This window comes from Escherichia marmotae (assembly GCF_002900365.1).
In the GTDB taxonomy this organism is placed as follows: domain Bacteria; phylum Pseudomonadota; class Gammaproteobacteria; order Enterobacterales; family Enterobacteriaceae; genus Escherichia; species Escherichia marmotae.
The window spans coordinates 3540645-3564397 of record NZ_CP025979.1 but is presented as its reverse complement, the minus strand read 5'-3'; the positions used below and the strand labels follow the sequence as shown (position 1 = coordinate 3564397).

General features: G+C 53.5%; 19 protein-coding genes, 1 tRNA gene, 1 rRNA gene and 1 riboswitch. Of the genes, 10 read left to right on the top strand and 11 right to left on the bottom strand.

The window, feature by feature from the left end; all coding sequences use genetic code 11:
- Positions 1-127: 127 nt before the first annotated feature.
- Positions 128-203, bottom strand: a tRNA-Glu gene (locus tag C1192_RS18330).
- Positions 204-288: 85 nt separating this feature from the next.
- Positions 289-1830 (bottom strand): 16S ribosomal RNA (locus C1192_RS18325).
- A gap of 617 nt (positions 1831-2447) precedes the next feature.
- On the opposite strand from C1192_RS18325, the gene purH reads away from it, so the two are divergent.
- Both purH and purD read left to right on the top strand, forming a co-directional pair.
- A complete protein-coding gene (gene purH / locus C1192_RS18315; protein WP_038354683.1) occupies positions 2448-4037 on the top strand; it encodes a bifunctional phosphoribosylaminoimidazolecarboxamide formyltransferase/IMP cyclohydrolase in 1590 nt (529 codons plus the stop codon).
- Positions 4038-4048: 11 nt separating this feature from the next.
- A complete protein-coding gene (gene purD, locus C1192_RS18310; RefSeq protein WP_038354684.1) occupies positions 4049-5338 on the top strand; it encodes a phosphoribosylamine--glycine ligase in 1290 nt (429 codons plus the stop codon).
- Here purD and zraR read toward each other — a convergent pair.
- The gene (gene zraR / locus C1192_RS18305) at positions 5335-6660 is read right to left on the bottom strand and encodes a sigma-54-dependent response regulator transcription factor ZraR (RefSeq protein ID WP_038354685.1); all 1326 of its coding nucleotides are present in this window, start codon (positions 6658-6660) and stop codon (positions 5335-5337) included. The genes purD and zraR overlap by 4 nt on opposite strands.
- Positions 6657-8054: a two-component system sensor histidine kinase ZraS gene (gene zraS / locus C1192_RS18300; RefSeq protein WP_001211947.1), complete on the bottom strand. Its 1398-nt coding sequence runs from the start codon at positions 8052-8054 to the stop codon at positions 6657-6659. Before zraS ends, zraR begins: the two co-directional genes overlap by 4 nt.
- 237 nt (positions 8055-8291) lie before the next feature.
- On the opposite strand from zraS, the gene zraP reads away from it, so the two are divergent.
- Complete coding sequence (zraP, locus tag C1192_RS18290) at positions 8292-8720, top strand: zinc resistance sensor/chaperone ZraP (RefSeq protein ID WP_000828219.1); 429 nt, start codon at positions 8292-8294, stop codon at positions 8718-8720.
- A gap of 1 nt (position 8721) precedes the next feature.
- Here the strand turns inward: zraP and C1192_RS18285 are convergent, their stop codons facing one another.
- From C1192_RS18285 to nudC, 6 genes are all read right to left on the bottom strand, one after another.
- Entirely contained in the window at positions 8722-9417 is a 696-nt protein-coding gene (locus C1192_RS18285) for a DUF1481 domain-containing protein (RefSeq protein ID WP_038354688.1), read from the bottom strand.
- 12 nt (positions 9418-9429) lie between these two features.
- Entirely contained in the window at positions 9430-9702 is a 273-nt protein-coding gene (gene hupA / locus C1192_RS18280) for a nucleoid-associated protein HU-alpha (RefSeq protein ID WP_001044513.1), read from the bottom strand.
- 186 nt (positions 9703-9888) lie between these two features.
- The gene (locus C1192_RS18275) at positions 9889-10479 is read right to left on the bottom strand and encodes a YjaG family protein (protein WP_038354686.1); all 591 of its coding nucleotides are present in this window, start codon (positions 10477-10479) and stop codon (positions 9889-9891) included.
- Positions 10480-10521: 42 nt separating this feature from the next.
- Positions 10522-11193: a deoxyribonuclease V gene (gene nfi / locus C1192_RS18270; RefSeq protein ID WP_000362400.1), complete on the bottom strand. Its 672-nt coding sequence runs from the start codon at positions 11191-11193 to the stop codon at positions 10522-10524.
- A 9-nt stretch (positions 11194-11202) separates the two neighbouring features.
- Positions 11203-12267: a uroporphyrinogen decarboxylase gene (hemE, locus tag C1192_RS18265; RefSeq protein ID WP_000137657.1), complete on the bottom strand. Its 1065-nt coding sequence runs from the start codon at positions 12265-12267 to the stop codon at positions 11203-11205.
- Positions 12268-12306: 39 nt separating this feature from the next.
- Positions 12307-13080, bottom strand: a complete 774-nt coding sequence (nudC, locus tag C1192_RS18260) for an NAD(+) diphosphatase (RefSeq protein ID WP_000373924.1) — start codon at positions 13078-13080, stop codon at positions 12307-12309.
- Between the two features lie 93 nt (positions 13081-13173).
- Between nudC and C1192_RS18255 the strand changes: the two genes are divergently transcribed.
- From C1192_RS18255 to thiH, 7 genes are all read left to right on the top strand, one after another.
- Positions 13174-13650: an Rsd/AlgQ family anti-sigma factor gene (locus C1192_RS18255; RefSeq protein WP_000934291.1), complete on the top strand. Its 477-nt coding sequence runs from the start codon at positions 13174-13176 to the stop codon at positions 13648-13650.
- Between the two features lie 51 nt (positions 13651-13701).
- Positions 13702-13802, top strand: a riboswitch (TPP riboswitch).
- Between the two features lie 79 nt (positions 13803-13881).
- Entirely contained in the window at positions 13882-15777 is a 1896-nt protein-coding gene (gene thiC, locus C1192_RS18250) for a phosphomethylpyrimidine synthase ThiC (RefSeq protein WP_038354687.1), read from the top strand.
- A complete protein-coding gene (gene thiE, locus C1192_RS18245; protein ID WP_024191932.1) occupies positions 15777-16412 on the top strand; it encodes a thiamine phosphate synthase in 636 nt (211 codons plus the stop codon). The genes thiC and thiE overlap by 1 nt, the downstream gene beginning before the upstream one ends.
- The gene (gene thiF / locus C1192_RS18240) at positions 16405-17160 is read left to right on the top strand and encodes a thiazole biosynthesis adenylyltransferase ThiF (RefSeq protein WP_001517536.1); all 756 of its coding nucleotides are present in this window, start codon (positions 16405-16407) and stop codon (positions 17158-17160) included. The genes thiE and thiF overlap by 8 nt, the downstream gene beginning before the upstream one ends.
- Positions 17144-17344 (top strand): sulfur carrier protein ThiS, encoded by a 201-nt coding sequence (thiS, locus tag C1192_RS18235; RefSeq protein WP_001166252.1) that lies wholly within the window; start codon positions 17144-17146, stop codon positions 17342-17344. Before thiF ends, thiS begins: the two co-directional genes overlap by 17 nt.
- A 1-nt stretch (position 17345) precedes the next feature.
- Positions 17346-18116, top strand: a complete 771-nt coding sequence (gene thiG, locus C1192_RS18230) for a thiazole synthase (RefSeq protein WP_000944086.1) — start codon at positions 17346-17348, stop codon at positions 18114-18116.
- Complete coding sequence (gene thiH / locus C1192_RS18225) at positions 18113-19246, top strand: 2-iminoacetate synthase ThiH (protein WP_001517534.1); 1134 nt, start codon at positions 18113-18115, stop codon at positions 19244-19246. Before thiG ends, thiH begins: the two co-directional genes overlap by 4 nt.
- Positions 19247-19487: 241 nt before the next feature.
- Here the strand turns inward: thiH and rpoC are convergent, their stop codons facing one another.
- Entirely contained in the window at positions 19488-23711 is a 4224-nt protein-coding gene (gene rpoC, locus C1192_RS18215; protein WP_000653962.1) for a DNA-directed RNA polymerase subunit beta', read from the bottom strand.
- Positions 23712-23753: the final 42 nt, after the last annotated feature.

Sequence of the window (23753 nt, the reverse complement as noted above, 5' to 3'; positions counted from 1 at the left end):
CTTTCGACTATTCAGTGTTTCAATTTTCAGCTTGATCCAGATTTTTAAAGAGCAAATATCTCAAACATCACTCGTAAGTGAGTTTTGAGATACAGTGGCCGGCGACTTTCACTCACAAACCAGCAAGTGGCGTCCCCTAGGGGATTCGAACCCCTGTTACCGCCGTGAAAGGGCGGTGTCCTGGGCCTCTAGACGAAGGGGACGTATCAGTCTGCTTCGCAAGACGCCTTGCTTTTCACTTTCTATCAGACAATCTGTGTGAGCACTTCAAAGAACGCTTCTTTAAGGTAAGGAGGTGATCCAACCGCAGGTTCCCCTACGGTTACCTTGTTACGACTTCACCCCAGTCATGAATCACAAAGTGGTAAGCGCCCTCCCGAAGGTTAAGCTACCTACTTCTTTTGCAACCCACTCCCATGGTGTGACGGGCGGTGTGTACAAGGCCCGGGAACGTATTCACCGTGGCATTCTGATCCACGATTACTAGCGATTCCGACTTCATGGAGTCGAGTTGCAGACTCCAATCCGGACTACGACGCACTTTATGAGGTCCGCTTGCTCTCGCGAGGTCGCTTCTCTTTGTATGCGCCATTGTAGCACGTGTGTAGCCCTGGTCGTAAGGGCCATGATGACTTGACGTCATCCCCACCTTCCTCCAGTTTATCACTGGCAGTCTCCTTTGAGTTCCCGGCCGGACCGCTGGCAACAAAGGATAAGGGTTGCGCTCGTTGCGGGACTTAACCCAACATTTCACAACACGAGCTGACGACAGCCATGCAGCACCTGTCTCACAGTTCCCGAAGGCACCATCCCATCTCTGGAATGTTCTGTGGATGTCAAGACCAGGTAAGGTTCTTCGCGTTGCATCGAATTAAACCACATGCTCCACCGCTTGTGCGGGCCCCCGTCAATTCATTTGAGTTTTAACCTTGCGGCCGTACTCCCCAGGCGGTCGACTTAACGCGTTAGCTCCGGAAGCCACGCCTCAAGGGCACAACCTCCAAGTCGACATCGTTTACGGCGTGGACTACCAGGGTATCTAATCCTGTTTGCTCCCCACGCTTTCGCACCTGAGCGTCAGTCTTCGTCCAGGGGGCCGCCTTCGCCACCGGTATTCCTCCAGATCTCTACGCATTTCACCGCTACACCTGGAATTCTACCCCCCTCTACGAGACTCAAGCTTGCCAGTATCAGATGCAGTTCCCAGGTTGAGCCCGGGGATTTCACATCTGACTTAACAAACCGCCTGCGTGCGCTTTACGCCCAGTAATTCCGATTAACGCTTGCACCCTCCGTATTACCGCGGCTGCTGGCACGGAGTTAGCCGGTGCTTCTTCTGCGGGTAACGTCAATGAGCAAAGGTATTAACTTTACTCCCTTCCTCCCAGCTGAAAGTACTTTACAACCCGAAGGCCTTCTTCATACACGCGGCATGGCTGCATCAGGCTTGCGCCCATTGTGCAATATTCCCCACTGCTGCCTCCCGTAGGAGTCTGGACCGTGTCTCAGTTCCAGTGTGGCTGGTCATCCTCTCAGACCAGCTAGAGATCGTCGCCTAGGTGGGCCGTTACCCCGCCTACTAGCTAATCCCATCTGGGCACATCCGATGGCAAGAGGCCCGAAGGTCCCCCTCTTTGGTCTTGCGACGTTATGCGGTATTAGCTACCGTTTCCAGTAGTTATCCCCCTCCATCGGGCAGTTTCCCAGACATTACTCACCCGTCCGCCACTCGTCAGCAAAGAAGCAAGCTTCTTTCTGTTACCGTTCGACTTGCATGTGTTAGGCCTGCCGCCAGCGTTCAATCTGAGCCATGATCAAACTCTTCAATTTAAAAGTTTGATGCTCAAAGAATTAAACTTCGTAATGAATTACGTGTTCACTCTTGAGACTTGGTATTCATTTAGCGTCTTGCGACGTTAAGAATCCGTATCTTCGAGTGCCCACACAGATTGTCTGATAAATTGTTAAAGAGCAGTTGCGACGCAGCTTTCAGCTCACTGTCGCGAGGTGGCGTATATTACGCTTTCCTCTTTCAGAGTCAACCCTGAATTTCAGGATTTTTTCTCTTCAACCGAACCGGCTGTTTGTGTGAAGTGATTCACATCCGCCGTGTCGATGGAGGCGCATTATAGGGTGTTCTCCGTAGGCCGCAATAGAAAAATTGCAAAAAAATGACTGACTGCTGCATTCCCCAGCAAAACCCCGCTTTATACCTTTTTACACACAGAGTTATCCACAATCATCAGCGTTATTTCTGTATTCCTGAACCGCTAATGGCAATCAAAATCGAGATCACCATCGAAACAAAAAAATTCGCGAGCGTTGCGCAAACGTTTTCGTTACAATGCGGGCGAAAAATAAAGATGCCCCGTTAGGGGCGTTAGCTGAGTTTTTTGCGAAAAATTCAGCTAACGCTCTCTGTAATAGTCAAATCCAGGGGATTTACCATGCAACAACGTCGTCCAGTCCGCCGCGCTCTGCTCAGTGTTTCTGACAAAGCCGGTATCGTCGAATTCGCCCAGGCACTTTCTGCACGCGGTGTGGAGCTGCTGTCTACAGGGGGCACTGCCCGTCTGTTAGCAGAAAAAGGCCTGCCGGTGACCGAAGTTTCCGATTACACCGGTTTCCCGGAGATGATGGATGGACGCGTGAAGACCCTGCATCCAAAAGTGCACGGCGGTATTCTGGGCCGTCGCGGTCAGGACTATGCCATTATGGAAGAACATCAGATCCAACCTATCGATATGGTGGTCGTTAACCTGTACCCATTCGCCCAGACCGTGGCCCGTGAAGGCTGCTCACTGGAAGATGCGGTTGAGAACATCGATATCGGCGGCCCAACCATGGTGCGCTCCGCCGCCAAGAATCATAGAGATGTCGCTATCGTTGTTAAGAGCAGCGACTATGACGCTATTATTGAAGAGATGGATGCCAACGAAGGTTCTCTGACTCTCAATACCCGTTTCGACCTCGCCATCAAAGCCTTCGAACATACCGCCGCCTATGACAGCATGATCGCCAACTACTTCGGTAGCATGGTTCCGGCTTATCACGGCGAGAGTAAAGAAGCGGCTGGCCGCTTCCCGCGCACACTTAACCTGAACTTCATTAAGAAGCAGGATATGCGCTACGGTGAAAACAGCCACCAGCAAGCTGCCTTCTATATAGAAGAGAATGTGAAAGAAGCCTCCGTTGCCACCGCAATCCAGGTTCAGGGTAAAGCCCTTTCCTATAACAACATCGCTGATACCGATGCGGCGCTGGAATGCGTGAAAGAATTTGCGGAGCCAGCCTGTGTGATTGTGAAGCACGCTAACCCCTGCGGTGTCGCCATCAGCAGCACGATCCTTGATGCTTACGATCGCGCGTATAAAACCGACCCAACCTCCGCATTCGGCGGCATTATCGCTTTTAACCGTGAGCTGGATGCTGAAACCGCGCAGGCTATTATCTCCCGTCAGTTTGTTGAAGTGATCATTGCGCCGTCCGCCAGCGAAGAAGCCCTGAAAATCACCGCCGCCAAACAGAACGTGCGCGTCCTGACCTGTGGTCAGTGGGGCGAGCGTGTTCCGGGCCTCGATTTCAAACGCGTGAATGGCGGTTTGCTGGTTCAGGATCGCGATCTGGGCATGGTTGGCGCAGAAGAACTGCGCGTGGTGACTAAACGCCAGCCGACCGAGCAGGAACTACGTGATGCGCTGTTCTGCTGGAAGGTGGCGAAGTTCGTGAAATCCAACGCCATCGTCTATGCCAAAAACAATATGACCATCGGGATTGGCGCGGGCCAGATGAGCCGCGTGTACTCCGCGAAAATCGCCGGTATTAAAGCCGCCGATGAAGGTCTGGAAGTGAAAGGTTCCTCGATGGCTTCTGACGCGTTCTTCCCGTTCCGCGACGGTATTGATGCCGCCGCCGCTGCGGGCGTGACCTGCGTAATCCAGCCTGGCGGTTCTATCCGTGATGACGAAGTGATTGCTGCCGCCGACGAGCACGGTATTGCGATGCTCTTCACCGACATGCGCCACTTCCGCCATTAATGGAGCGACAGATGAAAGTATTAGTGATTGGTAACGGCGGGCGCGAACACGCGCTGGCCTGGAAAGCGGCGCAATCGCCGCTGGTTGAGACCGTATTTGTCGCACCAGGTAATGCGGGAACGGCGCTGGAACCTGCGCTGCAAAACGTCGCTATCGGCGTGACCGATATCCCGGCGCTGCTGGATTTCGCGCAAAACGAAAAGATCGACCTAACCATCGTCGGCCCGGAAGCACCGCTGGTGAAAGGCGTGGTTGATACCTTCCGCGCCGCTGGGCTGAAAATCTTCGGCCCAACCGCAGGTGCCGCACAACTGGAAGGCTCGAAAGCATTTACTAAAGATTTCCTGGCCCGCCATAAGATCCCTACGGCGGAATACCAGAACTTCACCGAAGTAGAACCTGCATTAGCGTATCTGCGTGAGAAAGGCGCACCGATCGTTATCAAAGCGGACGGTCTGGCCGCCGGGAAAGGTGTTATCGTGGCGATGACACTGGAAGAAGCTGAAGCGGCTGTTCACGATATGCTGGCGGGCAACGCTTTTGGCGACGCGGGTCATCGCATTGTGATCGAAGAGTTCCTCGACGGCGAAGAAGCGAGCTTTATCGTGATGGTGGACGGCGAACATGTGCTGCCAATGGCCACCAGCCAGGATCACAAACGCGTAAGCGATAAAGATACCGGGCCGAACACCGGCGGGATGGGTGCTTACTCTCCTGCGCCAGTGGTGACCGATGAAGTTCATCAGCGCACGATGGAACGCATCATCTGGCCAACCGTAAAAGGCATGGCGGCGGAAGGCAACACCTACACCGGTTTTCTCTACGCGGGTTTGATGATCGACAAACAGGGTAATCCGAAGGTTATCGAGTTTAACTGCCGCTTTGGCGATCCGGAAACCCAGCCGATTATGCTGCGCATGAAGTCCGATCTGGTTGAACTCTGCCTGGCGGCCTGTGAAGGCAAGCTGGACGAGAAAACGTCCGAGTGGGATGAACGTGCTTCTCTCGGCGTGGTGATGGCTGCGGGTGGATATCCAGGGGATTACCGCACCGGCGATGTGATCCACGGCCTGCCGCTGGAAGAAGTGGAAGACGGCAAAGTGTTCCATGCGGGTACGAAACTGGCAGATGACGAGCAGGTGATCACCAGCGGCGGGCGCGTACTGTGCGTCACCGCGCTGGGTCATACCGTGGCAGAAGCGCAGAAACGCGCTTATGCCTTAATGACCGATATCCACTGGGATGATTGCTTCTGCCGGAAAGATATCGGCTGGCGCGCCATCGAACGCGAGCAGAACTAACGCGACAGTTTTGCCAATAGCGTTTTGCGCGTGATCCCTAACTGGCGGGCGGCTTCGGTTTTGTTGCCGCCCGTTTTCTCCAGCGCCGCCAGAATCACCTCCTTTTCCACTTCCACCAGCGGCTGAATATCCTGACTTTGCACCAGCGGAATCGACGTACTGGCAATCGCCAGCGGCAGCTCGCGTTCGGAAATATATTCCCCGGTCAGTAGCACCACCGCCCGTTCCACTGCGTTTTCCAGTTCACGAATATTCCCCGGCCAGTCGTAATGAATTAGCAGATCCATCGCCTGCGGCGTAAAGCCTTTTACCGCCTTGCGATTACGTTCAGCAAAGCGCTGCAGAAAATGATCTGCCAACAGAGGAATATCTTCCCGCCGTTGACGTAGCGCCGGCACTTCAATCGCCACCACGTTCAGTCGATAGTAGAGATCCTGGCGAAAACGCCCGGCATTCACCTCTGCGGCAAGATCGCGATGGGTCGCGGCAATCAGCCGGACATCGACAGAAATAGTCTGGTTGCTGCCAACACGCTGGACTTCACGCTCCTGAATGGCACTCAGCAGACGAACCTGCATCATTGGAGAAATATCGCCAATTTCATCGAGAAACAACGTGCCGCCGTCCGCCTCAACAAAGCGCCCTTCCCGCCGTTTATCGGCACCGGTAAACGCCCCTTTTTCATGACCGAACAATTCGGACTCCAGTAAGGATTCGTTGAGTGCCGCACAGTTGAGCGTTACCAGCGGTTTTTCACTACGTGCGCTACTGGCGTGAATTGCTCTGGCAACCAACTCTTTGCCGGTGCCAGAATCGCCGTGGATCAACACCGTTGCTTCCGATGGTGCGACGAGGGCTATTTCACTGAGTAAGTGTTGCATCGCCGGGCTTTTCCCAACCATCCCAAACTGGCTGGCTAGCACGGTAGGCGTTTCAGAAGCGACAATCTGCGTATGAGCAAGCGCCTTTTCCAGCGTTGCCTGCAAGTTATCGAAATCCAGCGGCTTGATGAGATAATCCAGTGCCCCGGTTTTCAGCGCTTCTACCGCCGTCTCGACGCTGGAGTAAGCGGTCATAATCAGCACCGGAATTGCCGGATTTAACGCTTTAATCTCTTTCAGCGTGGCGATGCCGTCCATCTCCGCCATTCGCACATCGCAAAGCACAAGATCAAAAACCTGTTCCCGCACCTGCTCCAGCGCCTGTCGCCCGCTGTTCGCCAGCGCGACGTTATAGCCCCAGCCACGTAGCAATGCCTGCAAGATGGTGCAGTGGCTAATGTCATCATCCACCACCAGAATATCGATGTTATCGTGCTTCATCCTTGTGGGTCCTTACGATTAATATTCACCGGAAGCCAGAGGGTGAATGTTGCACCTTTCCCCTCCTGGCTGGCGACCTGAATTGTACCACCGTGTTGTTCAACAATATTATGCACAACCGCCAGCCCCAGCCCGGTGCCTTCGGCTTTGGTGGTGAAGTACGGGGTGAAGATAGCCTCCAGTTGATCTGCCGCAATTCCCTTACCGCTGTCGGTAACGTTAATTTTCACGCCATTGCCGCTTTCACTTGCCGTCACACTAATCACGCCATGCTCACCAATAGCCTGAATAGCATTGAGATAAAGATTTAACAGTACCTGAGTCAGTCTGTCCGGGTCGGCCTGAATTTCCGGCAACCCGTTGTTAGCGTTAAAGCACAACTGTATCTCACGACTCTGAGCGTCCTGGCTCACCAGTTGTAATGAATGGTTAATCAGGGTATTGAGCTCCACCGCCTGCAAAGCAAGGTGCGTTGGCTTGACCAGTTCCAGCAGTTCGCTCACCACGCGATTCAAACGGTCGGCTTCTTTCGCCATCACCTGCGCCAGTTGATGCGCTTCGCCCCCCGCGGGCGTGCGCTCGGCAAAATATTTCGCCAGTCCTTTAATCGATGAAAGTGGGTTACGGATTTCGTGGGCGACGCCTGCCGCCAGATGCCCCAGCGCCACCAGCTTCTCTTTGCGCTTCATTTCATCCTGCAATAACTGGCGCGAGCGAAGGTAACGGCGATACCAGAAGAATGACAACACGCTCGCCAGCAATACCGTCGCCAGAGCAAAGAGAATAATCAGGGTATTGCGCTTCTCCCCAATCTGGGTTGCAACCAGATCACTGGCATCAACAGCGATAAAAATAGCCTGTTGTGCATCTGCCTGTGGCTCAGGTTTGCCGTTACAGCGCGGCATATTATGCATCCCATGCCTCCAGGAGGCTGACATGGGCTGAAACAAACGATAGACCTCAAGCGCAGGCGTTTTTTCCGCGTCCTCAAGCAGTCGCCAGCGGGAGTTTTCCTCTGGCTTTAACTGCCGCATTTCATCAGGCGAATAGAGTGCACGCCCGACCATTTCTGGGTCACTGTGAAGAATGATAATGCCCTGCGCATCGGTGACCGCAAACCACAACACCCCTGGCTGGCCTGCCATCTCTTCCAGAAGTGCCTGTTGCTGCACATGGTGCATTCGCATCCCCATCCCTACGCGACTTCCTGACTCCAGAGCGCGAATGAGCACATTACCTTTTTCCAGTAATGCCTGGCGGTCAGCCTCGCTTGCCCGCCCATAATCGCGAATCACCGTCACCGCAAACAATCCCACCAGCCCAACAATGACTACGGGGAGGATCGCGCTTAACCATTTGGCTAATGTGTCTTTAGAACGTTGCATAAAACGCATCTTCTTCTTTGCCTGTTCATCCCTTTTTGACAGCACAAATCATGCCATCTTTTATTGCCCCCTACCCTGCGCTGTAACACAAACGCTTATCTTTCAATGAGTAAAAATGACTCGCTACCCACCACAAGCGGGTCATTTTTACTCGCTAACCGCGCCAGATTGCCCGTTACATCGGTGTTTCATCGTTGGCACGAAAGATGCAATACGTAAAGTAAGACAACCACTGGAGGATTAACCATGAAACGGAACACGAAGATTGCCCTGGTGATGATGGCGTTTTCAGCAATGGCGATAGGCTCAACAACTGCATTTGCCCACGGCGGACACGGTATGTGGCAGCAAAATGCAGCGCCTTTGACCAGCGAACAACAAACTGCGTGGCAGAAAATCCATAATGACTTTTACGCCCAAAGCAGCGCGCTGCAACAACAACTGGTGACGAAGCGTTATGAATACAACGCCCTGTTAGCCGCTAATCCACCGGATAGCAGCAAAATTAACGCAGTCGCCAAAGAGATGGAGACTTTACGTCAGTCATTAGATGAATTGCGAGTTAAACGGGATATTGCGATGGCTGAAGCGGGTATTCCACGCGGTGTCGGAATGGGCATGGGTTACGGTGGCTGCGGAGGTGGTGGCGGCCATATGGGTATGGGCCACTGGTAAATCAGAACGTCTTCTCGTTGGGTTGCCAGCGACAAAAATCAGAGTTTGCCACTAACAGTAATTGTGAACCCTCGGGCGCTTCCAGCCATGCCACGCTCACATCAACAGAAGAGCGGCTCTGGCGGCGCTCGATATGCGCTATCGCCTGCGAATCTAAATCAGGCTTAATGGTTTGCCCTTCGCAGGTAGTCACAGTCTGTTCCATCGCATGCCAGCGTCCCTGACGCAGTACCACTCTCCCCTGACGTAAGGCGTCGCTAATCTGGCGGATCTGGTCTGCACGATAACGGTATAAATCGATTTGATCGTTAGAAAGCTGCTGCTTTTGCCCGTCGGATTCACGTTGCATAAAGCTCAGGTCACCGCGCTCGTCAAAGCGTGCGCGGATATTCACCGGCGGTTTGCTGTAAACGTTGATATTGATAAGCGTGAGGTTATCACCCTGCCAGCGGTATTCACGGGTAGTGGTATCGCCATTGCGCCACGGACTGAACACGGCAAGCAGATGGATATTATCGCCGCTGTCTTTTCGCCAGATGCGCACTGCACCCTGGTCTTCGGCAAACCCACTGGCGGTAAAAGGGGGAAGTGAAGAGTTGTGGCTACAGGCAGAGAGAAACAGCACGCCTGCCAGCATCAATGTGCGACGCCAGAAAGACAAAAGGGGTGAAATCACCCCTTCGTTAAAACTGTTCACTGCCACGCAATCTTACTTAACTGCGTCTTTCAGTGCCTTGCCAGAAACAAATGCCGGTACGTTAGCTGCGGCGATTTTGATTTCTTTACCGGTCTGCGGGTTGCGGCCAGTACGCTCAGCGCGGTGGTTCACTTTGAAGGTTCCGAAACCAACCAGTTGTACAGCATCGCCTTCTTTCAGAGACTCAGTAATTGCAGCCAGAGTGGACTCCAGAGCAGCTTTAGCCTGGGTTTTGGACAGTTCTGCTTTCTCTGCAATTACATCAATCAGTTGAGTCTTGTTCATAAGTTATCCTTACAATGTGTTTATCGCTTGCTAAGCATCGAGTGCGACGGAAATGCCAGAATAGCACTCTCCTGCATACACGCACCGATAGCCACTTTTTTTCGCCCCCCAAATGTAGACCAGACGGGGGGCGAAAGGGAAGACTCCAGGTACGACAAATCAGGCGTTAATTCACGTTTTCTGGTCTTATTGCTGAAAAATTATACCAATATTGCTCTCACCCGCCTCACGCAGGTCTGCCCTAAGGCCTTTTATCAGCTCAATATCGCGTTCTTCGCACTCGGCTAAAAGTCGGAATATTTCCCACTGAATGTCCCATTCTTGCTCAACGGCCGGGTTTTCTTTCAGCTCTTCATCGTTCATTTCGCGACCAGCCTGGGTCATTTCCAGCATCGCAACGGTGGTGATGGAAGTCTTACTGACTTCCACAGCGTGTTCCAGTGTTTCGCCACTCAAACGCGAATGAACCAGTTCACTTAACGCCACGCAGGCATCGATTGCCGGATAAACACCGTACAGATCGAAATCATCTGCTGAAGGGATAGCTTCCTCAAATTTCTCCAGTTGACTGTCGAAATTCACTTTTGCGTCTTTGACAGTCAGCGTTTCCCAGATGAGATCAAGAATGCGACGGTAAATCTGCCCATCACCGAAGCCGGTTTGCTGGCAGAACATGGCGTAATTGGGGTACATGCGTTCGCATAAGCAGGCCATAAAAGTAACGTGCTGCCAGCTTTCCAGGCGCTCCAAGCGCAGATGAATCGGGTTTTGTAACATGTTGAGTTCTCAAATACGGAAATTATCCGCAGTTTACCTGAATTAGGGCTGATTTGCTGTATAGCGCACGAACGCCGGACGTTCCGAGGCCACAGCATCCGCCCAGCGCGTTGGTTCTGGCAGACGATAGCCTTTCATGCAGCGTTGTACCCACGCCAGCGCGCTATCCACGCTGATCCGATGACCAGTAGCAATAAACAGCGGATTACAGCGCGCTTTGCTACGCCAGACCCAGGCCAGTTGCTCGCCTTTGTCCATCAACGGCGACAGTGCGCCCGGTTCGCTGGAGAGTGGTTCGAATTTACCGCATAGCCGTTTTTTCGCCACGCCAATGGTTGGCACATCGACTAATAAGCCAAAATGACTGGCGACGCCAAGACGACGCGGATGCGAGATCCCATGACCGTCGACAAACACTAAATCCGGTTTTTGCGACAGCATCTCCCACGCTGCCAGCAGCGCAGGATATTCGCGGAAGGAAAGAAAACCAGGAATGTAAGGCATGGTGGTGGCGATGCGAGCCACTTTATACTCCACCAGCTCAAGAGTGGGATATTTCAGCAGCACTATCGCCGCTCGCGTCACATCTCCGCCCTGCTCAAACCCAACATCGGCTCCGGCGATCAGATCCGGAGGATCTTTATCGAGTCGATCCTCGCGGATCACAGAAGAGGCCAGTTCAAGTTGTTGAGCGCGTAATGACGCGAGATCCATAATCACTCCTTAACGGTGGTACTGTTCGGACAACCGATGTACTGCCTCCACAAAGACACCGGCATGTTCTGGCGGTACATCCTGGTGAATGCCGTGACCAAGGTTGAAGACATGACCTTCACCATGACCGAAACCGGCAAGAATTGTCGCCACTTCTTCTTCAATGCGGGCTGGCGGCGCATACAGCATCGATGGGTCCATATTGCCCTGCAACGCGACTTTATTACCCACGCGGCGGCGCGCATCAGCGATATCCGTTGTCCAGTCGAGACCCAGCGCATCGCAACCAGTTTCCGCCATCGCTTCCAGCCACTGTCCACCGCCTTTGGTAAACAGTGTTACCGGCACACGGCGGCCGTCGTTTTCACGCAGCAACCCATCGACAATTTTATGCATGTAGTAGAGCGAGAACTGTTGATAGTCACGTCCGGTGAGCACGCCGCCCCAGGTGTCGAAAATCATCACCGCTTGCGCACCGGCTTTGATTTGCGCGTTCAGGTACAGGGTGACGCTTTTCGCCAATTTATCGAGTAGCGCATGCAGCGCTTGCGGATCGGCATACATCATTTTTTTGATCACGGTGAAAGCTTTGCTACTACCGCCTTCCACCATGTAGGTCGCCAGCGTCCACGGGCTGCCGGAAAAACCAATTAGTGGTACTTCGCCTTTCAGTTCGCGACGAATGGTACGTACTGCGTTCATCACGTAACCCAGTTCATCTTCCGGATCCGGAATCGGCAGTTTATCGACGTCTGCTTTACAGGTGACTGGCGAGGTGAATCGCGGGCCTTCTCCGGCTTCAAAATAGAGTCCTAACCCCATTGCATCCGGAACGGTGAGAATATCGGAAAACAGAATCGCCGCGTCCAGCGGATAGCGACGTAGCGGCTGCAAGGTGACTTCGCACGCCAGCTCGGCGTTTTTGCACAACGACATAAAATCGCCCGCCTGAGCGCGAGTAGCTTTATATTCCGGTAGGTAGCGACCCGCCTGGCGCATCATCCATACTGGAGTGACATCAACGGGCTGGCGCAGCAGCGCCCGCAGATAACGATCGTTTTTGAGTTCGGTCATTTTGGCTGTTCCTTAGTGCGTCAGGCGGTCAGTGTATCATCACTCATACTCTGCCCGACACATCGCCACCGTATCTTCTATCAGACGGCGCGCCACAGTGCCCGGTGGTGGCAATAATGGTAAATCGTCGTAGCGATACCAGTTCGCCTCCAGCAGTTCTTTCGGATCAATCACGATGTCACCACTGTCATACTCCGCCATAAACGCAGTCATCAGCGACTGAGGAAACGGCCACGGCTGAGAGGTCACATAACGCAAATTCCTGACTTTGATGCCACTCTCTTCCATCACTTCCCGCGCGACCGCCTGTTCGAGGGTTTCTCCGACTTCGACAAATCCGGCGAGTACCGTATGGACACCGTTACGATGCCGGGTATGCTGGGCAAGTAGGATCGAATCATCGCGACGGATGGCAACGATAATGCAGGGAGCGATTTGTGGGTAGTAACGCTCACGGCAGTGGCTGCACAGCATCGCCCATTCGGTTTTGCTTGGGTACATTTCATGCCCGCAATATCCGCAGTATTTATGCGAACGGTAAAATTCCGCCAGTTGCACGCCGCGTCCGGCTAATTGAAACAGCCCGACGTCCAGATCAATAACCTGGCGCACCGAGCCCATATCATGGCGACGCTGCTGTTGTACCAGCCAAACAGGTTCTCCTTGCCATTCGCCTATCTGCAGTGCGCGCTGACCCACAAGATCAAAATTTGCCGCTTTGCCATATGGCAATTCTCCCTTCGGCAACCATAATTTTTGCTCATGGCTGACTATCCACCAACCGTGATCTAATTTTTCAATTATACGATCCATAGCTCTTGCACTACCTTTGCTTCACTGGCATGTTTAACATGTTTTTTACATTCTCACTGAGCAGTTTTTGAAGACAAACTTGCGGAGTCAATCATGCTTAACCAGCTCGATAACCTGACGGAACACGTCAGAGGAAGTAACAAACTGGTTGATCGCTGGCTACATGTACGTAAGCATCTGCTCGTGGCTTACTACAATTTGGTTGGCATTAAGCCTGGCAAAGAATCGTACATGAGGCTAAACGAAAAAGCCCTTGATGATTTTTGCCAGAGTCTGGTCGATTACCTTTCTGCCGGGCATTTCAGTATTTATGAGCGCATTCTGCATAAACTGGAAGGCAACGGGCAGCTCGCTCGCGCCGCGAAGATTTGGCCGCAACTGGAAGCCAACACGCAGCAGATTATGGATTACTACGATTCCAGTCTGGAAACCGCCATAGATCATGATAATTATCTTGAGTTTCAACAGGTTTTATCTGACATCGGTGAAGCGCTGGAAGCACGCTTTGTGCTGGAAGATAAGCTAATTCTGCTGGTGCTTGACGCTGCCCGCCTCAAACATCTTGCTTGAGTTATGCGCTGTTAACGCGTAATTTACATTCAACGCCCCGTTTGCGGGGCTAATTTCTTGTCGGAGTGCCTTAACTGGCTGAGACCGTTCATTCGGGATCCGCGGAACCTGATCAGGCTAATACCTGCGAAGGGAACAAGAGTTAATCTGCTATTGCATCGCCTTTGCGGCGATCATCTCTTGCTTCATCCGTCGTCTGACAAGCCACGTCCTTAACTTTTGGAATGAGCTATGTCTGCAACAAAACTGACCCGCCGCGAGCAACGCGCCCAGGCCCAACATTTTATCGATACCCTGGAAGGCACCGCCTTTCCCAACTCAAAACGGATTTACATCACCGGCACACATCCTGGCGTGCACGTGCCGATGCGTGAGATCCAGCTTAGCCCGACGCTAATCGGCGGCAGCAAAGAACAGCCACAGTACGAAGAAAATGAAGCGATTCCGGTCTACGATACCTCCGGCCCGTATGGCGACCCGCAAATCGCGATTAACGTACAGCAAGGGCTGGCAAAACTGCGCCAGCCGTGGATCGATGCACGCGGCGACACTGAAGCACTCACCGTTCGCAGTTCCGATTACACTAAAGCGCGACTGGCGGATGATGGCCTCGATGAATTGCGTTTTAGCGGCGTATTAACGCCAAAACGCGCCAAAGCAGGCCATCGCGTTACGCAGTTACACTACGCCCGCCGGGGCATCATCACGCCGGAGATGGAGTTCATCGCCATTCGCGAGAACATGGGGCGCGAGCGCATCCGTAGCGAAGTTTTGCGCCACCAGCATCCGGGTATGAGCTTTGGTGCTCGCCTGCCGGAAAATATCACCGCGGAGTTTGTCCGTGACGAAGTCGCTGCCGGACGCGCCATTATCCCCGCCAATATCAATCATCCGGAATCTGAGCCAATGATCATTGGTCGCAACTTTCTGGTGAAAGTGAATGCCAATATCGGCAACTCAGCGGTCACCTCTTCCATTGAAGAAGAAGTGGAAAAACTGGTGTGGTCCACGCGCTGGGGAGCGGATACTGTGATGGATCTCTCTACCGGTCGCTATATTCACGAAACCCGCGAGTGGATTTTGCGCAACAGCCCGGTGCCGATCGGTACTGTGCCGATCTATCAGGCGCTGGAAAAGGTTAACGGGATCGCTGAAGATCTTACCTGGGAAACGTTCCGAGACACGCTGCTGGAACAGGCCGAGCAAGGTGTGGATTACTTCACGATTCATGCGGGCGTTCTCCTGCGCTACGTGCCAATGACCGCTAAACGTCTGACCGGTATTGTGTCGCGCGGCGGTTCGATTATGGCGAAATGGTGCCTCTCCCATCATCAGGAAAACTTCCTCTATCAACACTTCCGCGAAATTTGTGAAATCTGCGCCGCTTATGACGTTTCGCTGTCGCTGGGCGATGGCCTGCGTCCCGGTTCGATTCAGGATGCTAACGATGAAGCACAGTTTGCCGAGCTGCATACGCTGGGCGAACTGACCAAAATCGCCTGGGAATATGACGTGCAGGTGATGATTGAAGGCCCCGGGCATGTGCCGATGCAAATGATTCGCCGCAATATGACCGAGGAGTTAGAGCACTGCCACGAAGCACCGTTCTATACCCTCGGGCCGCTGACTACCGACATTGCGCCGGGCTATGACCATTTCACTTCGGGGATTGGCGCAGCGATGATTGGCTGGTTTGGCTGCGCGATGCTCTGCTACGTAACGCCAAAAGAGCACCTGGGTCTGCCCAATAAAGAAGACGTTAAGCAGGGACTTATCACCTATAAGATTGCCGCCCACGCCGCCGACCTGGCAAAGGGGCATCCGGGCGCACAAATTCGCGATAACGCCATGTCGAAAGCCCGTTTCGAATTTCGCTGGGAAGACCAGTTTAATCTGGCCCTCGATCCGTTTACCGCCCGTGCTTACCACGATGAAACCCTGCCGCAAGAGTCTGGCAAGGTCGCCCATTTCTGCTCGATGTGTGGACCGAAATTCTGCTCGATGAAAATCAGCCAGGAAGTGCGCGATTATGCCGCCGCGCAAACCATTGAAGTAGGAATGGCGGATATGTCGGAGAACTTCCGCGCCAGAGGCGGAGAAATCTACCTGCGTAAGGAGGAAGCATGATGTATCAGCCTGATTTTCCTCGTGTACCTTTTCGTTTAGGGCTGTATCCAGTAGTGGACAGTGTGCAGTGGATCGAACGCATGCTGGACGCGGGCGTGCGCACCCTCCAGCTACGCATTAAAGATCAGCGCGATGAAGAGGTGGAAGCTGATGTCGTAGCGGCAATTGAACTGGGTCACCGCTATAACGCACGACTGTTTATCAACGATTACTGGCAACTGGCGATCAGGCATCAGGCGTATGGCGTCCATCTGGGGCAGGAAGATTTGCAATCCACCGATCTCGCCGCTATCCGCGCGGCAGGCCTGCGGCTGGGCGTTTCGACCCATGATGACATGGAAATCGACGTCGCGCTGGCAGCACGCCCTTCTTATATCGCGCTGGGGCATGTGTTCCCCACGCAAACCAAACAGATGCCTTCCGCGCCGCAGGGGCTGGCGCAACTGGCTCGGCACATTGAGCGCCTGGCTGATTATCCCACCGTGGCGATTGGCGGTATCAGTCTGGCGCGCGCACCTGCGGTGATGGCGACGGGTGTCGGTAGCATCGCCGTCGTCAGTGCCATTACCCAGGCGACAGACTGGCGTGCGGCAACAGCTCAGTTGTTGGAAATTGCAGGAGTTGGCGATGAATGACCGTGATTTTATGCGTTATAGCCGCCAAATCCTGCTCGATGACATCGCCATTGAAGGCCAGCAAAAACTGCTCGACAGCCAGGTGCTGATTATCGGCCTTGGCGGGCTGGGTACGCCTGCTGCGCTGTACCTGGCTGGCGCTGGTATCGGAACTCTGGTGCTGGCAGATGACGACGATGTGCATTTGAGTAATCTGCAGCGGCAAATCCTCTTTACCACTGAAGATATCGACCGCCCGAAATCGCAGGTCTGCCAACAGCGACTGACGCAATTGAATCCCGATATTCAACTGATGGCATTACAACAACGGCTAACGGGTCATGCCTTAAAAGATGCGGTAGCACAAGCCGATGTGGTGCTCGACTGTACCGACAATATGGCGACTCGCCAGGAGATTAACGCCGCCTGCGTGGCACTCAACACGCCGCTTATCACCGCCAGCGCGGTCGGTTTTGGTGGTCAGTTGATGGTACTGACGCCGCCCTGGGAACAGGGGTGTTATCGCTGTCTGTGGCCGGATAACCTGGAGCCTGAACGCAACTGCCGCACGGCGGGCGTGGTTGGCCCGGTGGTCGGGGTTATGGGTACTTTGCAGGCACTGGAAGCAATTAAGTTATTAAGCGATATAGAGACACCTGCGGGAGAACTCCGTTTGTTCGACGGTAAATCGAACCAGTGGCGCAGCCTGGCGTTGCGCCGCGCCACAGAATGCCCTGTATGTGGAGGATGCAATGCAGATCCTGTTTAACGATCAACCGATGCAGTTCGCCGCCGGACAAACTGTTCACGAGTTGCTGGAGCAACTCAATCAACAACAAGCGGGCGCAGCGCTGGCGATTAATCAACAAATCGTCCCGCGCGAGCAATGGGCGCAACATATCGTGCAGGATGGCGACCAGATCCTGCTTTTTCAGGTTATTGCAGGGGGGTGAGATGTTACGTATTGCGGACAAAACGTTTGATTCACATCTGTTTACCGGCACCGGGAAATTCGCCTCTTCGCAACTGATGGTGGAGGCGATCCGCGCTTCCGGCAGTCAACTGGTGACGCTGGCAATGAAACGCGTCGACTTGCGCCAGCACAACGACGCTATCCTCGATCCGCTTATCGCTGCGGGTGTGACGCTGCTGCCGAATACTTCCGGGGCGAAAACAGCAGAAGAAGCCATTTTCGCTGCTCACCTGGCACGTGAGGCGTTAGGCACACACTGGCTGAAGTTGGAGATTCACCCTGACGCCCGCTGGTTGTTGCCCGATCCCATCGAAACCCTGAAAGCCGCCGAAACACTGGTGCAGCAGGGATTTGTCGTGCTGCCCTACTGCAGTGCCGATCCAGTATTGTGCAAACGTCTGGAAGAAGTCGGTTGCGCGGCGGTAATGCCGCTCGGCGCACCAATTGGCTCTAATCAGGGACTGGAAACCCGCGCCATGCTGGAGATTATTATCCAGCAAGCCACGGTTCCGGTGGTGGTTGATGCGGGCATCGGCGTTCCGAGTCATGCCGCGCAGGCGCTGGAAATGGGGGCCGACGCCGTATTAGTAAATACAGCGATTGCCGTCGCGGACGATCCCATCAACATGGCAAAAGCATTTCGTCTGGCAGTAGAAGCTGGCCTGCTGGCGCGTCAGGCTGGGCCTGGCAGCCGAAGTAGCTTTGCTCATGCCACCAGCCCACTGACCGGATTTCTGGAGGTTTCAGCATGAAAACCTTCAGCAATCGCTGGCGAGAACTGGACTGGGACGACATCCGTCTGCGCATCAACAGTAAAACGGCCGCTGACGTAGAGCGGGCGCTAAATGCGCCGTCACTCACCCGCGACGACATGATGGCATTGCTCTCACCTGCCGCCAGTGATTATCTGGAACCACTGGCCCAACGGGCGCAACGTCTGACACGCCAACGATTTGGCAATACCGTCAACTTCTACGTCCCGCTCTATCTTTCTAATCTTTGTGCTAACGACTGCACCTATTGTGGATTTTCCATGAGCAATCGCATCAAGCGCAAAACGCTGGATGAAGCAGACATCGCCAGGGAAAGCGCCGCTATTAAGGCAATGGGCTTTGAGCATCTGTTGCTGGTCACCGGTGAACATCAGGCGAAAGTAGGGATGGATTACTTTCGTCGCCACCTTCCTATCCTGCGTGAACAGTTCTCTTCGCTACAGATGGAAGTACAACCACTGACAGAAGCGGAATACGCCGAGTTAAAGCAACTTGGTCTGGATGGGGTAATGGTTTATCAGGAGACATATCACGAGGCGACGTATGCCCGCCATCATCTGAAAGGGAAAAAACAGGACTTCTTCTGGCGACTGGAAACACCAGACCGACTGGGTCGTGCGGGGATTGATAAGATAGGCCTTGGCGCGCTAATCGGCCTTTCCGACAACTGGCGCGTTGACTGCTACATGGTTGCCGAGCATTTGCTGTGGCTGCAACAGCATTACTGGCAAAGCCGCTACTCTGTCTCCTTCCCACGGTTGCGGCCATGTACTGGCGGCATTGAACCAGCGTCGATTATGGATGAACGCCAGCTAGTGCAAACCATCTGCTCCTTCCGCCTGTTTGCGCCGGAGATTGAACTCTCACTCTCCACGCGGGAATCACCGTGGTTTCGCGATCGCGTTATTCCGCTGGCAATAAATAACGTCAGCGCCTTCTCGAAAACGCAGCCAGGTGGCTATGCCGACGGTCACCCTGAACTGGAACAATTCTCACCGCACGACGATCGCAGGCCAGAAGTTGTTGCCGCCGCGTTGACCGCCCAGGGCTTGCAGCCGGTATGGAAAGACTGGGACAGCTATCTGGGACGCGCCTCGCAACGGTTTTGAAACTGAATGTAAGAACATAAATTTATTCCGAGCAGTTACGAAAGATGGAAAACGGAAACTTGTTGAAAGTCTTCCGTTTTTTTATGGTAGTGCCGTCAGCAGGAATGTTGTCCAGGGCGAAAAGCTTCTTCCTCGTTTCGCCCTGCCTTTCTTAATATTTCTGGTTAACTATATGAATTCTGAACTAAACCCATAAAAAAACCCGCCGAAGCGGGTTTTTAAGTTATTTGTGGATTAACGATTACTCGTTGTCAGAACCACCCAGACCTGCGTTCAGCAGTTCTGCCAGGCTGGCAGATGCGTCTTCTGCAGTCACCTGCGGTGCAGCCGGAGCCTCACCTGCGGCACGGCGGCGCATACGATCCTGGTGATACGCATAACCCGTACCGGCTGGGATCAGACGACCAACGATAACGTTCTCTTTCAGACCGCGCAGTTCATCACGTTTACCTGCAACAGCGGCTTCGGTCAGGACACGTGTAGTTTCCTGGAACGATGCTGCAGAGATGAAGGACTCGGTTGCCAGAGACGCTTTGGTGATACCCAGCAGATCGCGGGAGTAAGTTGCCCCCACTTTGCCGTTCGCTTCCAGTTCGCGGTTTGCGATCTTGACGCGAGAGTATTCAACCTGTTCGCCTTCCAGGAAGTCGGAGCTACCTGCGTTAACGATGGTGGCTTTACGCAGCATCTGACGAACGATAACTTCGATGTGTTTATCGTTAATCTTAACGCCCTGCAGACGGTATACGTCCTGTACTTCGTTAACGATGTAACGAGTAACAGCATGAACACCACGCAGACGCAGAATGTCGTGCGGTGCTTCCGGACCGTCGGAAATAACGTCACCACGTTCTACACGTTCACCTTCGAACACGTTGAGCTGACGCCATTTCGGAATCATCTCTTCGTACGGTTCGCTGCCGTCTACCGGGGTGATAACCAGACGACGTTTGCCTTTGGTTTCTTTACCGAAGGAAACGACACCGCTGATTTCAGCCAGGATTGCCGGCTCTTTCGGACGACGAGCTTCAAACAGGTCTGCAACGCGCGGCAGACCACCGGTGATGTCTTTAGTACCGCCAGATTCCTGCGGAATACGCGCCAGAGTGTCACCAGAGCTGATCTGTACGCCATCTTCCAGTTGAACAATCGCTTTACCCGGCAGGAAGTACTGCGCAGGCATATCAGTACCTGGGATCAGAACGTCATTACCCTGAGCATCAACGATTTTCAGTGCCGGACGCAGATCTTTACCACCTGCGGTACGCTCTGCAGAATCCAGAACAACCAGCGAAGACAGACCGGTCAATTCGTCGGTCTGACGAGTAATGGTCTGGCCGTCGATCATGTCAGTAAAGCGAACAAAACCGCTTACTTCAGTGATAACTGGCATGGTGTGCGGATCCCAGTTTGCAACGGTTTCGCCGCCAGCAACCTGTTCGCCATCGCCTTTCGCCAGTACCGCACCGTAAGGCACTTTGTAGCTTTCTTTGGTACGACCAAATTCGTCGATCAGTTTCAGTTCGGTGTTACGGGAAGTGATAACCAGTTTACCGCTGGAGTTCACAACCGACTTCACGTTGCTGAGTTTGATGCTACCTTTGTTTTTCACCTGGATGCTGGATTCAGCAGCCGCACGCGATGCCGCACCACCGATGTGGAACGTACGCATGGTCAACTGTGTACCCGGTTCACCGATGGACTGTGCCGCGATAACACCGATAGCTTCACCTTTATTGATGATGTGGCCACGCGCCAGGTCACGACCGTAGCAGTGCGCACATACACCAAAGTCGGTGTCACAAGATACAACAGAACGAACTTTAACCGCGTCGACAGAGTTCTCTTCCAGCAGGTCACACCACTGTTCGTGCAGCAGTGTGTTGCGCGGAACGAGGATGTCAGCAGTACCCGGCTTCAGAACGTCTTCAGCAGTTACACGACCCAGTACGCGATCGCGCAGCGGCTCTTTAACGTCGCCACCCTCGATAACTGGGGTCATCATGATACCTTCATGAGTACCACAATCATCTTCGGTAACCACCAGGTCCTGCGCGACGTCAACCAGACGACGAGTCAGGTAACCGGAGTTCGCGGTTTTCAGTGCGGTATCCGCCAGACCTTTACGAGCACCGTGGGTAGAGATGAAGTACTGGAGTACGTTCAGACCTTCACGGAAGTTCGCGGTGATTGGCGTTTCGATGATGGAGCCATCCGGCTTCGCCATCAGACCACGCATACCCGCAAGCTGACGAATCTGTGCCGCAGAACCACGCGCACCGGAGTCGGCCATCATGTAGATGCTGTTGAAGGAAACCTGCTTCTCTTCCTGACCGTCACGGTTAATAACGGTTTCAGTTTGCAGGTTATCCATCATCGCTTTGGATACACGATCGTTCGCCGCAGCCCAGATATCGATAACTTTGTTGTAGCGTTCGCCCGCAGTTACCAGACCAGACTGGAACTGCTCCTGAATTTCAGCAACTTCTGCTTCTGCCTCGGAGATGATTTCGTGTTTCTTCTCCGGGATGACCATGTCATCGATACCAACAGATGCACCGGAACGCGCTGCATATGCAAAGCCGGTGTACATGATCTGGTCCGCAAAAATAACGGTCGGTTTCAGACCGAGAATGCGGTAGCAGGTGTTCAGCATTTTGGAGATTGCTTTTTTACCCAGCGCTTGGTTGACGATGGAGTAAGGCAGACCTTTCGGTACAATCATCCACAGAATGGCACGGCCAACGGTCGTGTCTTTCAGGCTGGTTTTCGCGACTAATTCACCGTTAGCATCTTTTTCATACTCGGTGATACGCACTTTAACGCGCGCATGCAGAGAGGCCAGGCCAGCGCGATAAATACGCTCAGCTTCTTTCGGGCCAGTCAGCACCATGCCTTCGCCTTTGGCGTTAACACAGTCACGGGTCATGTAGTACAGACCCAGCACAACGTCCTGAGACGGAACGATGATTGGTTCGCCGTTCGCCGGAGACAGGATGTTGTTGGTAGACATCATCAGCGCACGCGCTTCGAGCTGGGCTTCCAGCGTCAGCGGTACGTGAACAGCCATCTGGTCACCATCGAAGTCGGCGTTATATGCCGCACAAACCAGCGGGTGTAGCTGGATAGCTTTACCTTCGATCAGTACCGGCTCAAATGCCTGGATACCCAGACGGTGCAGAGTCGGTGCACGGTTCAGCAGTACCGGGTGTTCGCGGATAACTTCGTCCAGGATATCCCAAACGACAGCTTCTTCACGTTCAACCATTTTCTTAGCAGCTTTGATGGTGGTAGCAAGACCACGCAGTTCCAGCTTGCCGTAGATGAACGGTTTGAACAGCTCCAGCGCCATTTTCTTCGGCAGACCGCACTGATGCAGACGCAGGTATGGACCTACGGTGATTACAGAACGACCGGAGTAGTCAACACGTTTACCGAGCAGGTTCTGACGGAAACGACCCTGTTTACCTTTGATCATGTCGGCCAAAGATTTCAGAGGACGCTTGTTAGAACCGGTGATCGCACGACCGCGACGACCGTTATCCAGCAGGGCATCAACCGCTTCCTGCAGCATACGTTTTTCGTTACGTACGATGATGTCCGGCGCTGCCAGATCCAGCAGACGTTTCAGACGGTTGTTACGGTTAATGACGCGACGATACAGATCGTTCAGGTCAGAAGTCGCGAAACGACCACCATCCAGCGGAACCAGCGGACGCAGATCTGGCGGCAGAACCGGCAGAACGGTCAGGATCATCCACTCTGGCTTGTTACCAGACTGAACGAATGCTTCCAGCAGTTTGATACGCTTGGTCAGTTTTTTACGCTTGGTTTCGGAGTTGGTTTCGTTCAGCTCTTCACGCAGAGTTTCACACTCTTGCTCCAGATCCATGCTCTTCAGCAGTGCCTGAATAGCTTCCGCACCCATCTTCGCGTCGAATTCATCACCGAACTCTTCCAGCGCATCCAGATACTGTTCTTCAGTCAGGATCTGTTGACGTTCCAGGTTGGTCATACCGCCTTCGATAACAACATAGGATTCGAAGTACAGTACGCGTTCGATATCACGCAGCGGCATATCGAGCAGCAGACCGATACGGGACGGCAGCGATTTCAGGAACCAAATGTGCGCAGTCGGAGAAGCCAGCTCGATGTGACCCATACGCTCACGGCGTACTTTAGTCTGGGTCACTTCAACGCCGCACTTCTCACAGATGACGCCGCGGTGTTTCAGGCGCTTGTACTTACCGCACAGGCACTCGTAATCTTTTACCGGCCCAAAGATACGGGCGCAGAAAAGGCCGTCACGTTCTGGTTTGAACGTACGGTAGTTGATGGTTTCCGGCTTTTTAACTTCACCGAAAGACCATGAACGGATCATGTCTGGCGAAGCCAGAGCAATTTTGATCGCATCAAACTCTTCGGTTTTAGTCTGCGCTTTCAGAAACTTTAATAAATCTTTCACGGATTTGCTCCCGTCGGAGTTAGCACAATCCGCTGCCGGGTT

Excerpts from the sequence above, each read along its gene's own strand:
- C1192_RS18275 (WP_038354686.1), bottom strand. The coding sequence starts at position 10,479 with ATGTTACAAAACCCGATTCATCTGCGCTTGGAGCGCCTGGAAAGCTGG.
- C1192_RS18255 (WP_000934291.1), top strand. The coding sequence starts at position 13,174 with ATGCTTAACCAGCTCGATAACCTGACGGAACACGTCAGAGGAAGTAAC.
- purH (WP_038354683.1), top strand. The coding sequence starts at position 2,448 with ATGCAACAACGTCGTCCAGTCCGCCGCGCTCTGCTCAGTGTTTCTGAC.
- thiE (WP_024191932.1), top strand. The coding sequence starts at position 15,777 with ATGTATCAGCCTGATTTTCCTCGTGTACCTTTTCGTTTAGGGCTGTAT.
- zraR (WP_038354685.1), bottom strand. The coding sequence starts at position 6,660 with ATGAAGCACGATAACATCGATATTCTGGTGGTGGATGATGACATTAGC.
- thiS (WP_001166252.1), top strand. The coding sequence starts at position 17,144 with ATGCAGATCCTGTTTAACGATCAACCGATGCAGTTCGCCGCCGGACAA.
- thiH (WP_001517534.1), top strand. The coding sequence starts at position 18,113 with ATGAAAACCTTCAGCAATCGCTGGCGAGAACTGGACTGGGACGACATC.
- nfi (WP_000362400.1), bottom strand. The coding sequence starts at position 11,193 with ATGGATCTCGCGTCATTACGCGCTCAACAACTTGAACTGGCCTCTTCT.
- hupA (WP_001044513.1), bottom strand. The coding sequence starts at position 9,702 with ATGAACAAGACTCAACTGATTGATGTAATTGCAGAGAAAGCAGAACTG.
- zraS (WP_001211947.1), bottom strand. The coding sequence starts at position 8,054 with ATGCGTTTTATGCAACGTTCTAAAGACACATTAGCCAAATGGTTAAGC.
- thiG (WP_000944086.1), top strand. The coding sequence starts at position 17,346 with ATGTTACGTATTGCGGACAAAACGTTTGATTCACATCTGTTTACCGGC.
- zraP (WP_000828219.1), top strand. The coding sequence starts at position 8,292 with ATGAAACGGAACACGAAGATTGCCCTGGTGATGATGGCGTTTTCAGCA.
- thiC (WP_038354687.1), top strand. The coding sequence starts at position 13,882 with ATGTCTGCAACAAAACTGACCCGCCGCGAGCAACGCGCCCAGGCCCAA.
- thiF (WP_001517536.1), top strand. The coding sequence starts at position 16,405 with ATGAATGACCGTGATTTTATGCGTTATAGCCGCCAAATCCTGCTCGAT.
- purD (WP_038354684.1), top strand. The coding sequence starts at position 4,049 with ATGAAAGTATTAGTGATTGGTAACGGCGGGCGCGAACACGCGCTGGCC.
- nudC (WP_000373924.1), bottom strand. The coding sequence starts at position 13,080 with ATGGATCGTATAATTGAAAAATTAGATCACGGTTGGTGGATAGTCAGC.
- hemE (WP_000137657.1), bottom strand. The coding sequence starts at position 12,267 with ATGACCGAACTCAAAAACGATCGTTATCTGCGGGCGCTGCTGCGCCAG.